Origin of the sequence: Marinitoga sp. 1154, from assembly GCF_013363285.1 — a bacterium.
Classification (GTDB): domain Bacteria; phylum Thermotogota; class Thermotogae; order Petrotogales; family Petrotogaceae; genus Marinitoga.
The window spans coordinates 18,605-31,797 of sequence record NZ_LBFB01000007.1; the positions used below are offsets into that span (position 1 = coordinate 18,605).

The following is a 13,193-nucleotide window of genomic DNA, read 5'->3' on the forward strand; positions in this document are numbered from 1 at the left end:
TATGAAAGAGACTTTTAAAAAAAAAGAAAGAATTCATTTTAAAAAGGATTTTGACAAAGTTTTTTCTTGTGGAAAGAGACATATTGATAAGTATTTTGTAATAGTTTATACCAAAAATAATTTAAATTTTTCAAGAATTGGTATTACTATAAAAAGAAAATTTGGAAAAGCTTATAAAAGGAATAGATTAAAAAGATATATTCGGGAAATATATCGAAAGAATAAAGGTCTCTTTCCACAAGATTATGATATTGTATTTTTGCCAAGAAAAAAGCTTTCTAAAGATTTTGATAATATGTCTTTTAATAATATTAAAAATATTATTTTAGATATAATGGAGCGTATAAAATGAAAAGATTATTATTATGGTTTATAAAGTTTTACAAAAAAAACATTTCGCCTTATAAACCTTCAAAGTGTATTTATTATCCAACATGTTCAACATATACATATGAAGCAATTGAAAAATTTGGTGCATTTAAAGGAATGTATTTAGGAATATTAAGAATTCTCAGATGCCATCCTTTCCATCAGGGCGGGATTGATCCAGTACCAGAAAAATTTTCGTTTATACCACAAATAAAAAATAAACAAAGGGGTGTAAAAAATTGAAGAAAGTACTTTTAATTATAGGACTTATAGTCCTAGGAGTTTTTGTTTTTTCACAAACACCAGAATATAGCATTACTTCGTCTTCAACAGAAATTAATTTGCAAATGAGATTATATAAAGTTTCTTTTGATAATCTGGGGCATATGAAAAGTTTTGAAATATTACAAGATAGAAGCAATACATTATTCACCAAAATTTATAGTTATTATAATGATAGTTTTGATATATATGACGAAAATGGTAATGAATTATTGCCAACTTCTTTTGATATTTCAGAAGATCATATAAATAAATTCGTAGAATTGAATTTTTATTTTGAAAATGGAGGAATAAAGAGTTATAAATTTTTCAACACTCCATATTATGATTTTGAGATTTCTTTTAAAAATTTATACGGAAAAGTGATAATTCCTACTATCTCGTATCCTAACACAGTTGCTGTTGAAAATGAATTATTAATATCTTATCTTGAAAAACCTATAAAATCCATTTTCATATTTGATGCCTCAGACTTGAATATTGAAGACCAGTCTATTCAAATTACAACTGATAAAACTTTTAAAGCATATATGGGTCCGAGAAAATATATATTCATTAAACAGGTTTTCCCACAAAAATACGATAGAATAAGGGAATTATCCAAAACTGTTGGTGCAATTAATTGGTTATGGTATATAAATTATGGATTTGTAACATTTTTATGGTGGTTATATAGATTTACAGGAAATTTTGGTTGGGCTATAATGATATTTACTTTAGTTATAAGATTAATTTTATATCCTTTGTATCATAAACAAACTAAATCTATGATAGAAATGAGAAAGTTGCAACCTGAAATAGAAAAGATAAAGAAAAAATATAAAGACCCACAAAGACAACAACAGGCATTAATGGAATTATATAAAGAACATAAAATAAATCCAGCTGGAGGCTGTTTGACAGCTTTTATACAACTTCCAATATTCTGGATATTATATGGAGCTATTAATTATTATCAGGGAACTTTTGCGTATAATCCGAGATTTTTGCTATGGACAGATTTATCTCAGGGTGGATTTTCCCAGAATATAATTTTAGTGCTTTTAAGTGTTGGAGCCTATTTATATAACTCATTGCAATCTGCAACTGATAGAAAAACTGCATGGAACACAGCTATTATGATGGTAGTATTTCCATTTTTATTCATAGGATTGCCAACGGGTATATTTATTTACTGGGTAACCAATGCGATTTTACAGGTATTTATTACTGCTTATGTTAATAAGAAAAATCATATAAAAGGTTTAACATTGAGAGAATTTCTTGGTTTAGGGCCTAAACCCTATAAAACATCAAAATAGTTGCAATAATTAGGAGGTGCTCAAAGTGAATATTAAGATTCGAGAAAAAAACTTTGAAGGTAAAAGTATAGATTTAGCGTTTAATGAAGCGGTGAAATTTTATAGTGTTTCTCCAGAAGAAATAAGTTTTGAAGTTATTCAACAACCTAAAAAAGGATTTTTGGGAATAGGGAATAAAATGGCGATTATTAACGCTTTTTTAAATGAAAAATACTTGATGAACAGATTAAATGAATTTTTAAGTTCTATTCTGGAAAATTTTGATGGAGATTTTAATTATTCAATAAATTTTCAGGGTAAGAACGTATTGATAAGAATGGAAGGAGAAGGTTTGGGAAAATTAATAGGTAAATATGGAAGAACTATTGGAGCTATGCAACATATACTTTCAATATACATTAATAGATTATCAAGCACAAAAATAGATGTTAATCTGGATGTAGGGGAATATAGACGAAAGAAAAAGGAAAAAATTTATGAAATAGTTGATAATGCTATTAAAAGATTAAATGAAGAAAATGAAAGAATCGAATTAGCTCCTATGTTTTCATATGAAAGGCGTATTGTCCATGAGTATGTAAGAAAGAATTATCCTGATTTAGAAACAGAATCTATTGGATTAGAACCTTATAGAAAAGTTGTTATAAAACTTGCAAAGTCTCATATTAAAGCATAGAAATATAAAAAAGAAAAAGGGAATGCCCCTTTTTCTTTTTTATAATATAATATGAAATACAAAATAAGATGTTAATATTATTTTATTTTTAAATATTTCAACAGTATAAATACGATGTCCAAAAAGTAAAGTTGCTCAAACCTTGATTGTTAATCCTCAAAAATAGCTCATTCTCGCCGGTCGTATCAGACTTACATCCATGTTCGGTATTTTGCATCCGTGCAAAATTGACCGGCTACATTTTACGCTTAGATTTTTTATAAAAAATCTAAGGTGAATAGTTTTTTTGTATTTTATAGAAAATAAAAATTTAAACCAATACCCGCGGTAGCGTGTATGGACAATCTGCGAGTTTTCGCTTGCTTTACTAATTGAACAACGTACAGTATAAATTATTTTAAAATTTTAGATATCAGAGTTTAGAAAAAATATTATATTTCTCTTTTTTGTAGTATAATAAAAGTGCATTTAAATAATTCAATATTCGTTTTTGTTCTCCAACGGGGGTGAGAGCATGTTTATAAATCCATTATCAGGAAATTCAACACAAAAACCTGAAAATAAGAAAACCAAAAATAAAAAAACTAAAAAAGGTCATACTGTAATGAAAAGAAAAAAGATTTCTTTTACAGAAGTTATGGAATTAAATGAAATAGAAATAATAAAAAAAGATTTAAATAAACTTCTTGAAAAAATTGAAGAATACGGTGCTGAATTTAAAAGATCTCCAATAGAAAGAAATCTGGAAAAATACAAAAAAAGTGTGAAGAGTTTTCTAAAAAAGGTAGAAAAAAACTTATATCTTTTAAATTCCAGAGCCAATTTCAAAGAAAGAAATTTTTATATAATAGCAGAAAAAATAAATGAGGATCTCAAAACAATCACAGACGAACTCTTAAAAAATGAAAGTGGAGCCTTTATTTATGCTAAGAAAATTGATTCAATTAATGGATTACTGCTTGATTTGTATAAATAATGGGGTGATAAAAATTATAGCTAGCAATATTTCTAAATTTAAAGGAAGCTCAGTATGTCTTGTGAATCAAAATAAATTCGTTTTAAATAATATGATTGAATCTATAAAAAAAACTGTGAGCATAAATGATATTTTTGAAATCTTTCCCGAAGGAGGGAATATCAAGATTTCTGAAATCAGAGAAATGCAGGAATTTTTGCTATATAAACCAAATTTTTCAGATTACAAATTGATAATTATTCATGAGATAGATAAAATGAATATACAGGCTGCAAATTCAGCACTAAAAATTCTTGAAGAACCTCCTGACTTTACAATAATAGTAAGTACCACAATGCGATGGTATAATCTTTTACCTACTATTAGAAGCAGATTATATAAAATATTATTACCTAATCCAGATTTTTTGAATAAAATAAAAGGAGTATGTCCTGAATGTTATGTTAATTTATCTTATTCCATAAAAAACGATTTTGAATGTGCTAATTATATATTGGAAAATCCACAAAAAAGAGAAAATATATTAAATACAGTAAAGTCATTCCCGGATCTAGACGCATATAATATTGTAGAATATATTATGAATGAAAAAGATGACATAGAAAATAGAATTTATAAATATGAAGCTTTTTTTGAATTAATAAAAAGATTTGAAAAACTAAATTTAATAGAAATTCAAAATATAATTGATAAAATATTGTCGTATAAAAATAAAATAGACGATAAGCTAAAAACACTAAAGTTTTTCTCGAAATTATTTTTGGCATTATACCATGATTCATTTATATTTTCTTTGACCAATTATTGGAAAGAATTTTATTCATTAAATATGGTTTATTTTTTTGGACTATACAACTTCGATCTTGACTTCAAAAAGATATATGAAAATATAAAATGGTGTGAAGATATTTCCAAAAGTACTATTTCAAATTTTAATTTTGACTTAACTATACAAACTATGTTTTTAAGATTTATTCAGGCTTTTTTTAAAAATAAGGAGGACTCAATATGATTAATTTAAAGGCTTTAGTATATGGTGTGGAAACTACAAAATTATCTCCTATACAATATTATGCAGGAAATGGGGAGGATATTAAAATAAAAGATCTGGTTTTAGTTAACACAGAGATGGGATTAGATGTTGGAAGAGTTGTATCTGGACCGAAAGAACTGACTTTTGAAGAAATTGGGTATGAAGTAACTTCAATTCTAAGAAAGTTAAATGATGAAGATTTAGAAAAATATTCAGAAAATAAAAAGTTGGCAGAAAAAGCAAAAAAAATTACAGAAATAAAAGCTAAAGAATTGGGACTTCCTATGAGAATCTTATCTGCACGATATATGTTTGATAGGTCAAAAATAATTGTATATTTTGGTTCTGATACAAGAGTTGATTTTAGAGAATTAGTAAAAGACTTAGCAAAAGAATTTAAGGCAAGAATTGAATTAAGGCAAATTGGTATAAGAGATGAAGTAAAAATGATAGGAGCAGTCGGACTATGTGGTCAGATGACGTGTTGTTCAAGGTTTTTAAGAAAATTTGATTCAATAAAAATGGAAATGGCAAAGACTCAACAAATGTTAATAAACACAGCTAAAATCTCAGGTCGTTGCGGACGATTAATGTGTTGTCTTGCATATGAAAATGATTTTTATGAATCCACACTAAAATGTATTCCAAATGAAGGAACGACTATAGAATATGAAAACGTTCCCGCAAGAGTAATTACAGTAAATGCATTTCTAAAGCAGGTTACTTTACAAATAATTGAAAATAATCAACCGGTAATGGTTAAATTACCTTTCGAATATTTCAAAAAGAAATGTCCTTTAGGTGATTAAAATGCAAAATATTGGGAAATTATTAATATCTTCAGGTATTTTAATGATATTTTTAGGTTTTATTTTTTATTTTTCTAATAAAATACCTTTTAAATTTGGGCATCTTCCGGGAGATATAATAATAAAAAAGGAAGGTTTTATCTTTTATTTTCCAATAACATCGGCAATATTAATAAGTATTATATTAAATTTTTTATACTTAATTATAAAAATTTTTATAAAATAGATTATAACGATAAAAGGAGGAGTATAGATGAAAAAATCTTTAAATGAATTAAAAGAGTTAGCAAAAATTTGCAGAGGAGACATTATAAAAATGACAACTGTGGCAAAGTCCGGACATCCTGGAGGTTCTATGTCATCTATTGACATGTATTTGAGCGTTTTTAATCTGGCAAATATAGACCCAAAAAATCCATACGATTATAAAAGAGATAGAGTGGTTATAAGTCATGGACATACTTCACCTGGCGTTTATTCTGCATTATCAAGATTGGGTTTTTTAAATCCAGATGAAGTAATTGCAGGATTCAGACATTCAGGTTCTATATTTGAAGGTCATATTACAAGAGGAATTCCTGGAATTGAATGGACTACAGGTAATTTAGGACAAGGTTTATCTGCTGGAGTGGGTATGGCATTAGCATCAAAAATAACGGGAAATAATTATCACGTTTTTGTTTTGCACAGTGATGGTGAAGCACCAAAAGGTCAAATTGCCGAAGCAAGAAGAACAGCTAAAAAAGAAAATTTAAATAATCTAACTGTATTGGTAGATTATAATGATATACAAATCTCTGGAAGAGCAAGAGATGTTTTATATGTTGATCTTTTTAAAGAATATGAATCTGCTGGATGGAATATTATAGAAGTAGATGGACATGACTTTGAACAATTATTTAATGCAATAGAAGAAGCTAAAAATTATAAATTAGGGCCTACTGTAATTATTGCCAAAACTATTATAGGAAAAGGCGTATCTTTTATGGAAAATAGGCATGAATATCATGGAGCACCTCTAAATGATGTTGAAGCAGATAAAGCTTTAAAGGAATTAGGTGTGGAAAATGATATAGAAAAATATAAAGAAATGAGAAAAACCTTACCTTTATTAAGGAAAAAATTAGAATTTGATGATTATGTGATAACAGCCGATGCAGGAACACCTATCACCTATACCAAAGAAGATAAAGTAGATAATAGAGGAGCTTTTGGAAATGCAATAGCAGATTTAGCCAAGATTAATAAAGGAAAAATTGTAGCAGTAGATTGTGATTTGAAACCTTCAGTAAAATTAGGTAAATTTGAAAAAGTTAGTCCGGAAACATATGTTCAAATAGGTATTCAGGAACATAATGCAGCTACAATTGCAGGTGCAATGTCCGTTTGTGGTGTTATACCATTTTTTGCTGATTTTGGAGTTTTCGGATTAGATGAAACATTCAACCAACAGAGATTAAATGACATAAATCATACGAACTTAAAAACAGCAGTAACTCATTGTGGTATAGATATTGGTGAAGATGGAAAGACTCATCATGAAATCAATTATATTGGAATTGTAAGGAGTTTCTTTGATACAAAATTAATAGTACCAGCAGATCCTAACCAAACAGATAGAGCAGTTAGATATGCTGCATCAACATTGGGGAATGTTGTAATTGCAATGGGCAGGTCGAAAATACCTGTAATATTAGATGAAAATGGTAATCCATATTTTGGTGAAACTTATGAATTTGAATATGGAAAGATGGATATATTAAGAAAAGGAGAAAAGTTAACAATTTTAACTCATGGCAGTGTAGCTTATAAAGCAGTTAAAGTTGCTGATAAATTGAAAAAAGAAGGTATAAATATATCAGTTATAAATGTATCTGCTCCTTTAGAATTTGATGCATCGAAAATATCTGAATACATCGATAACTCTCATATAATAATTTATGAAGACCATAATAAATATAACGGATTAATGGTAGAATTTTCAAAATCTGTGGTTGAAAACAGATTATCCCCTCTAAGTGTTGAAAATTTAGGTATTGATAATTATTCTCCATCTGGCAATAATGAAAATTTATTTAAAATATTTGGATTAGATGAGGATTCCTTATACGAAAAAATTAAGGAGAAAATCAATAAATGAATGATTTTGAAAAGAAAATTGTAAAAAAAGTTAAAAAAATTATTGATATTGAAAATATCGATGAAGAGCTTCTTTTCGAAGCTCTTTGTCATTCTTCATATTCTAATGATTATAATTCAAAAGGTCGTCCTATAAAATCAAATGAAAGACTCGAATTTTTGGGGGATTCTGTATTAAATTTGATTATAGCTGAACATTTGTTTAAGAATTATAATCTAAATGAAGGAGATATGGCAAGAATCCGTGCAACTGTTGGAAGTGAATTAATATTATTTGAGACTGCTAAGAGATTAAAATTAGGAGAGTATATTTTACTTAGTAAAAATGAAGAAAAATTTGGTGGAAGAGAAAAGCATTCAATAATTTCAGATCTATTTGAAGCTATATTAGGAGCCATTTATTTATCCTTAGGGTTTGAAACAACCAGAGAATTTGCTATAAAAAATTTAAAAAACTTTATTAAACAATCAATAGAAGGGAAATTATTTTTAGATTATAAAACGCGGCTTCAAGAGTTAACCCAAAAAGATTTAAAAATAAGACCGGAATATAAACTTGTAAGGCAGGAAGGACCTCCACATAATAGAACGTTTATAATTGATGCTATAATAAATGGAAAAAGATATGGACGAGGAATAGGAAAATCTAAAAAAATAGCAGAACAGCTGGCAGCAAAAGAGGCCTGTGAAAATTTTAGTGGTGATATGGATGGAAAATAAAATACATTTTGTTAAAATGCAAAATACAAAATCTATATCGTTAACTAGAAGTTTTTGTTATCTTAATTGTAAACACTGTAACAAGCACTATCTAAAAAACATGGCAACAATAAATGATATTGAGAAATTATCTGATATGAGTTCATTATTATTAAGTGGAGGAATGAATGAAGAAATAAAGGTTCCTGTATATAATTTTGTTGAAAAATTAAAACAGTATAAAGATAAATATAAATTCAAATATAACTTACATACAGGTTTTATGAATTATAATGAATTAAATCAGATTAAGGATATTAGTGATGCAATATCTTTTGATTTAGTTGGAAATAAAGAAACAATGTTAAATGTTTATGGAATAGATAAGTTTGAAGAAATGTGGAGAACTTTTGATGATTTAATAAATTTAGGATTCAATGTAAAACCGCACATAACTATAGGATTGAATGGTGGAAAATTAACACATGAAATTGATGTGTTAAAAAGACTAAAAAATTATAAAATAGATGAAATAATATTTCTAGTTTTTATCCCTACTAAAGGATCGTATTTTGAAAAAAATAATCCCCCACAAATAGAAGAAGTATTTGAAGTATTTTATGAAACCAAAAGTATTATGAAAAATGTAAAATTGACCCTTGGATGTATGCATCCAAAAGGAATGTATAGGAAAAAATTACAGGAAAAATTACTTTTTATTGCAGATAAAATTGTTCAACCTGTAAAACATACTGTAGAATTAGCAGAAAAATTAGAATTTGAAATAACTTGGAGTTATGAGTGTTGCGTATTTTAAGGAAGGTAAAATTAGGAGAGTTTTAAATCAGGAGGGCTTTGAAATGGTTAAAAAAAATATATTAGATTTTTCTTATGACGAGTTAATTGAAGAATTTAAAAAAATAGGTTTACAAAAATTTAGAGTTGATCAGGTTTTAGATTGGATATTCAAAAAAAACATTTTTGATTTTTTTGAAATGACAAATTTATCCAAATCTCACAGAGAACTTCTGGATAAACATTTTTACATATATATTCCTGAACCAATTGAAATTCAGGAATCAAAAAAAGATAAAACTACAAAATTTCTCTGGAAATTAGAAGATGGAAAGACAATAGAATCGGTTTTATTATTCTATCCAAATAGAACTTCCGCATGTATTTCAACACAGGTTGGTTGTGCTTTGAAATGTAAATTTTGCTCAACTGGAGCAAGTGGCTTTGAAAGGAATTTAAGTTCTGGAGAAATAGTATCACAAGTTCTGGCTATAGAAAAATTAAAAAACGTAAATATTAATAACATAGTACTAATGGGAATGGGAGAGCCGTTATTAAATTATGATAATGTATTAAAGGCCATTAGAAACTGGAATAATAAAAAAATGAAAAATCTTGGTGCAAGAAGAATAACTATTTCAACAGCTGGAATAGCTGATAAAATAGAAGAATTAGCAGATTTTGAATTAGATACCAGGCTTTCTGTATCGTTACATGCGCCAAACAATTATATAAGAGATAAAATAATGCCAATTAATGCTAAATATCCAATAGAAGAAGTAATACAATCCTGTAAAATTTATCAGGAAAAGACAAAAAATAGAGTGACTATTGAATATATAGCAATAAAAGGATTAAATGATGAGGAAAAGTATGCAGAAGAATTGGCAGAATTGTTAAAAGGATTAAAAGTAATGGTTAATATAATACCGATAAACCCAAATCCAGCAGGATTTGAAAGACCTTCAAAGAAATTTTTGAATAATTTTATAAGCAAATTGAAGGAATATAACATAGAAGCCACATTGAGGGTTGAAAAGGGCACAGATATTGATGCTGCATGTGGGCAGTTAAAACTAAGAAAAAGAGGAATAAATTTGAAATGAAATTTTTGTATATTAGAGAACGTATAAAAAAATTTTTATACAATTTTTTTATGTATATATTAGGGGCAATTACAGGAGGTTTAATTTTACTCCTGATTATATTTATCTTTGTCAATAATTATACATATGTTGTCATCCCTGATGTAAAAGGAGAAGAAAAAGACACGGCAATGAAGGCACTAAAAGAAACAGGATTAATTCCAATAATTCAGGGAATTGGTGATACAGTATTATATACTGAACCATCAGCAGGATCCAGAGTAAAAAAAGGAAGGCACGTGTTTATACAATTAGGAAAAATAGAAACGCTTAAAGTACCAGACCTGATAGGTGTTCCTCTGGAAGTAGCAGAACAGTTTTTAACAGCATACAAATTAAATTATAAAATAATAAAAATATATAATTCTGATACTAAAATAGAAACAGTTATAGATATTGAACCAAAGCCGGGAACGAATGTAAATAAAGGCGATACTATATTATTAAAAATATCTTCCTCGGAGGTGAATAGGTGAATATACGCAGAGGCATAGTGACTCGTTTTCATTCAAATACGTTGGAATTATTTGATTTAGAAACAAGGGAAAAGATAACAGCATTTCTAAGGGGAAAATTCAAATTACAAAAGATTACACCAATAGTTGGTGATTATGTGGATTATTCATTTGAAAATGGTGTAGCTAAAATAGAAAATATTCTTCCTAAACGCAATATGCTTTACAGACCAAAAATTGCGAATGTTGATCAAACAGTTTTAGTAACCTGTTTAAAGAGCCCAAAAGTAGATTATTTAATAATAGATAAATTTCTTATTCAGGTAGAAAAAAATAATTTGAATTGTATAATAGTGTTAAATAAAGTAGATCTATTAACTAAAGATGAAATTGATAAATTTTTAGAAATATATTCACCGTTATATCCTGTAATACTGGCAAGCGCAAAAAAAGAAATAGGTATTGAAGAGATAAAATTACACTTAAAAAATAAAATATCAACATTTGCTGGAATGTCAGGAGTAGGGAAATCTTCTTTATTAAATGCAATTAATCCCGGTCTTAAACTTCGAGTGGGTAGAATATCCGATAAACTACAGCGTGGAAAGCATACAACTACATACACAGAATTATTAAAATTTGATTTTGGTGGATTTGTTGCAGATACTCCGGGGTTCGCAGCTTTTGAAATATATGATTTTAAACCTGAAAAATTACAGGAATATTTTGTAGAATTTCATGAACATTCTATGTATTGTGGTTTTAGTGATTGTGTTCATATAAATGAGCCGCATTGTGGTGTGAAAGAAGCTGTGGAAAATAACCAAATATCCGAAGTGAGGTATAAAAATTATTTAAAAATATATAATGAAGTGGAAGAATATAATAAAAAAATAAGGAGGAAAAGATGGAAATGAAAATATATCCTTCAATTTTAGCCGCAGATTTTTCAAAATTAGGAGAACATATAAAAAGTGTAGAAAATAATATTGATGGGATTCATTTAGACATAATGGATGGAGTATTTGTACCGAATATTTCTTTTGGTAGTCCAATAGTAAAATATGTGAGAAAAATTACAGATAAATATCTTGATACACATTTGATGATTATAGAGCCAGATAGGTATATAGAAGATTATGCTAAGATGGGAGTAAATGGAATAACAGTTCATTATGAGGCAGTTACACACCTTCATAGAACAATTACAAAAATTAAAGAATTAGGGTGCGATGCAGGAGTATCATTAAATCCGCATACCCCTGTATTGCTCCTGGAAGAAATACTCCCATTTGTTGATAGAGTATTAATTATGAGTGTAAATCCTGGATTCACAGGGCAAAAGTTTATACCAGAAATCTTTATGAAAATAAAAAAATTAAAAAAGCTAATAGATGAAAAAGGGTTGAATACAGTAATTGAAGTAGATGGAGGCGTTGGATTGAAAAATATTAGAGCGCTTTATAATTCAGGAGTTAGAGAATTTGTAGTTGGTGCTGGTGTATTTCATCAGGTGAATCCATCAGACGCAGCTAAAAGATTGAAAGAGGTTGGTATGGGAATATGATAATTTATCTTGCGACTAATAATAAACATAAATTAAAAGAAGTTAATGAAATAAAACCTAAAAATTTTGAAATTAAAGGAATGTTTGAAATTCTGAAGAATTTTGAAGTGAATGAAGATGGCAAAACATTCCTTGAAAATTCTATAAAAAAAGCGATAGAAACAGCTCATGTTTTAAGAACGCCGGTTATATCGGATGATTCAGGATTGGAAATAGAAATATTAAACGGTTTTCCAGGAATATATTCTGCAAGATTTATGGAAAACAAATCATATAAAGAAAAGATGAAACATATTTTAAAGAAATTAGAAAATGTACCTTTTGAAAAAAGAAATGCGCGTTTTGTTTGTGTAGCAACATATTTTGATCCTAAAAATAATATTTTGTTCTCAGTTGAAGGTGAAGTAAGAGGTAAAATAGCTTATTCAATTCTGGGAAAAAAAGGTTTTGGATATGATCCAATTTTCATTCCTGAAGGAGAAACCTTAACTTTTGGACAATTAGGTGAAGAAGTAAAAAATAAAATCAGTCATAGAAAGCGAGCCTTTCAAAAACTTTTTTCTATATTGCTTAATATTCCAAAATTAGAAATCATTTCTTAAAGAACTTAACCTTTTGTTTTCTTGACTTTTTAAAAATTTTTTGATATTATATATTTCGGTTATGAAAAAGATTTCAACCGAATTGCCCCCATCGTCTAGCGGCCTAGGACATTGGCCTTTCACGCCAAAGGCACGGGTTCAAATCCCGTTGGGGGCGCCAGAAAAAACGAGTGGGTGCTTAGCTCAGCTGGGAGAGCGTCTGCCTTACAAGCAGAAGGTCGTAGGTTCGATCCCTGCAGCACCCACCATTTTATTAGCGGCCAGGTAGCTCAGTTGGTAGAGCACTGGACTGAAAATCCAGGTGTCGACAGTTCGATTCTGTCCCTGGCCACCACGAAAATCCCC

The 13,193-nt window shown here is 28.3% G+C and carries 16 protein-coding genes and 3 tRNA genes; all 19 read left to right on the forward strand.

Going from position 1 to position 13,193, the window contains the following annotated elements; all coding sequences use genetic code 11:
* The first annotated feature begins 1 nt into the window (after position 1).
* The gene (gene rnpA / locus XO12_RS04650; RefSeq protein WP_047265378.1) at positions 2 to 352 is read left to right on the forward strand and encodes a ribonuclease P protein component; all 351 of its coding nucleotides are present in this window, start codon (positions 2 to 4) and stop codon (positions 350 to 352) included.
* On the forward strand, positions 349 to 612 hold the full coding sequence (yidD, locus tag XO12_RS04655) for a membrane protein insertion efficiency factor YidD (RefSeq protein ID WP_047265377.1): 264 nt from the start codon (positions 349 to 351) through the stop codon (positions 610 to 612). The genes rnpA and yidD overlap by 4 nt, the downstream gene beginning before the upstream one ends.
* Positions 609 to 1,952 (forward strand): membrane protein insertase YidC, encoded by a 1,344-nt coding sequence (gene yidC / locus XO12_RS04660; protein ID WP_047265376.1) that lies wholly within the window; start codon positions 609 to 611, stop codon positions 1,950 to 1,952. Before yidD ends, yidC begins: the two co-directional genes overlap by 4 nt.
* A 25-nt stretch (positions 1,953 to 1,977) precedes the next feature.
* Complete coding sequence (gene jag, locus XO12_RS11460) at positions 1,978 to 2,628, forward strand: RNA-binding cell elongation regulator Jag/EloR (RefSeq protein ID WP_052913149.1); 651 nt, start codon at positions 1,978 to 1,980, stop codon at positions 2,626 to 2,628.
* A 514-nt stretch (positions 2,629 to 3,142) separates the two neighbouring features.
* A complete protein-coding gene (locus XO12_RS04670; RefSeq protein WP_047265375.1) occupies positions 3,143 to 3,604 on the forward strand; it encodes a YaaR family protein in 462 nt (153 codons plus the stop codon).
* Positions 3,605 to 3,695: 91 nt separating this feature from the next.
* Positions 3,696 to 4,616, forward strand: coding sequence for a hypothetical protein (locus XO12_RS04675; protein ID WP_175419763.1), 921 nt, complete (start codon positions 3,696 to 3,698; stop codon positions 4,614 to 4,616).
* Entirely contained in the window at positions 4,613 to 5,446 is an 834-nt protein-coding gene (locus XO12_RS04680; RefSeq protein WP_156166121.1) for a regulatory iron-sulfur-containing complex subunit RicT, read from the forward strand. The genes XO12_RS04675 and XO12_RS04680 overlap by 4 nt, the downstream gene beginning before the upstream one ends.
* A gap of 1 nt (position 5,447) precedes the next feature.
* Positions 5,448 to 5,672, forward strand: coding sequence for a DUF2905 domain-containing protein (locus tag XO12_RS04685; protein WP_047265373.1), 225 nt, complete (start codon positions 5,448 to 5,450; stop codon positions 5,670 to 5,672).
* Positions 5,673 to 5,699: 27 nt separating this feature from the next.
* On the forward strand, positions 5,700 to 7,586 hold the full coding sequence (locus tag XO12_RS04690; RefSeq protein ID WP_047265372.1) for a transketolase: 1,887 nt from the start codon (positions 5,700 to 5,702) through the stop codon (positions 7,584 to 7,586).
* Positions 7,583 to 8,305, forward strand: a complete 723-nt coding sequence (rnc, locus tag XO12_RS04695; protein WP_175419764.1) for a ribonuclease III — start codon at positions 7,583 to 7,585, stop codon at positions 8,303 to 8,305. Before XO12_RS04690 ends, rnc begins: the two co-directional genes overlap by 4 nt.
* A gap of 100 nt (positions 8,306 to 8,405) precedes the next feature.
* The gene (locus XO12_RS04700) at positions 8,406 to 9,101 is read left to right on the forward strand and encodes a radical SAM protein (protein WP_231580373.1); all 696 of its coding nucleotides are present in this window, start codon (positions 8,406 to 8,408) and stop codon (positions 9,099 to 9,101) included.
* Positions 9,102 to 9,144: 43 nt separating this feature from the next.
* On the forward strand, positions 9,145 to 10,185 hold the full coding sequence (gene rlmN / locus XO12_RS04705; protein ID WP_047265369.1) for a 23S rRNA (adenine(2503)-C(2))-methyltransferase RlmN: 1,041 nt from the start codon (positions 9,145 to 9,147) through the stop codon (positions 10,183 to 10,185).
* On the forward strand, positions 10,182 to 10,700 hold the full coding sequence (locus XO12_RS04710) for a PASTA domain-containing protein (RefSeq protein WP_175419765.1): 519 nt from the start codon (positions 10,182 to 10,184) through the stop codon (positions 10,698 to 10,700). The genes rlmN and XO12_RS04710 overlap by 4 nt, the downstream gene beginning before the upstream one ends.
* Positions 10,697 to 11,596, forward strand: coding sequence for a ribosome small subunit-dependent GTPase A (gene rsgA / locus XO12_RS04715; RefSeq protein WP_047265367.1), 900 nt, complete (start codon positions 10,697 to 10,699; stop codon positions 11,594 to 11,596). The genes XO12_RS04710 and rsgA overlap by 4 nt, the downstream gene beginning before the upstream one ends.
* Positions 11,587 to 12,246: a ribulose-phosphate 3-epimerase gene (rpe, locus tag XO12_RS04720; RefSeq protein ID WP_084822616.1), complete on the forward strand. Its 660-nt coding sequence runs from the start codon at positions 11,587 to 11,589 to the stop codon at positions 12,244 to 12,246. Before rsgA ends, rpe begins: the two co-directional genes overlap by 10 nt.
* Positions 12,243 to 12,848: an RdgB/HAM1 family non-canonical purine NTP pyrophosphatase gene (gene rdgB, locus XO12_RS04725; protein WP_047265366.1), complete on the forward strand. Its 606-nt coding sequence runs from the start codon at positions 12,243 to 12,245 to the stop codon at positions 12,846 to 12,848. Before rpe ends, rdgB begins: the two co-directional genes overlap by 4 nt.
* Before the next feature lie 84 nt (positions 12,849 to 12,932).
* Positions 12,933 to 13,008 (forward strand) — tRNA-Glu (locus tag XO12_RS04730).
* Positions 13,009 to 13,020: 12 nt separating this feature from the next.
* Positions 13,021 to 13,096: transfer RNA gene (locus XO12_RS04735), tRNA-Val, on the forward strand.
* Between the two features lie 10 nt (positions 13,097 to 13,106).
* Positions 13,107 to 13,182 (forward strand) — tRNA-Phe (locus XO12_RS04740).
* Positions 13,183 to 13,193: the final 11 nt, after the last annotated feature.

Coding starts and splice junctions, on each gene's coding strand:
- rpe (WP_084822616.1), top strand. CDS start 11,587: ATGGAAATGAAAATATATCCTTCAATTTTAGCCGCAGATTTTTCAAAA.
- XO12_RS04675 (WP_175419763.1), top strand. CDS start 3,696: ATGATTGAATCTATAAAAAAAACTGTGAGCATAAATGATATTTTTGAA.
- XO12_RS04680 (WP_156166121.1), top strand. CDS start 4,613: ATGATTAATTTAAAGGCTTTAGTATATGGTGTGGAAACTACAAAATTA.
- rnpA (WP_047265378.1), top strand. CDS start 2: ATGAAAGAGACTTTTAAAAAAAAAGAAAGAATTCATTTTAAAAAGGAT.
- XO12_RS04710 (WP_175419765.1), top strand. CDS start 10,182: ATGAAATTTTTGTATATTAGAGAACGTATAAAAAAATTTTTATACAAT.
- XO12_RS04685 (WP_047265373.1), top strand. CDS start 5,448: ATGCAAAATATTGGGAAATTATTAATATCTTCAGGTATTTTAATGATA.
- yidD (WP_047265377.1), top strand. CDS start 349: ATGAAAAGATTATTATTATGGTTTATAAAGTTTTACAAAAAAAACATT.
- rdgB (WP_047265366.1), top strand. CDS start 12,243: ATGATAATTTATCTTGCGACTAATAATAAACATAAATTAAAAGAAGTT.
- rlmN (WP_047265369.1), top strand. CDS start 9,145: ATGGTTAAAAAAAATATATTAGATTTTTCTTATGACGAGTTAATTGAA.
- XO12_RS04670 (WP_047265375.1), top strand. CDS start 3,143: ATGTTTATAAATCCATTATCAGGAAATTCAACACAAAAACCTGAAAAT.
- XO12_RS04690 (WP_047265372.1), top strand. CDS start 5,700: ATGAAAAAATCTTTAAATGAATTAAAAGAGTTAGCAAAAATTTGCAGA.
- XO12_RS04700 (WP_231580373.1), top strand. CDS start 8,406: ATGGCAACAATAAATGATATTGAGAAATTATCTGATATGAGTTCATTA.
- rnc (WP_175419764.1), top strand. CDS start 7,583: ATGAATGATTTTGAAAAGAAAATTGTAAAAAAAGTTAAAAAAATTATT.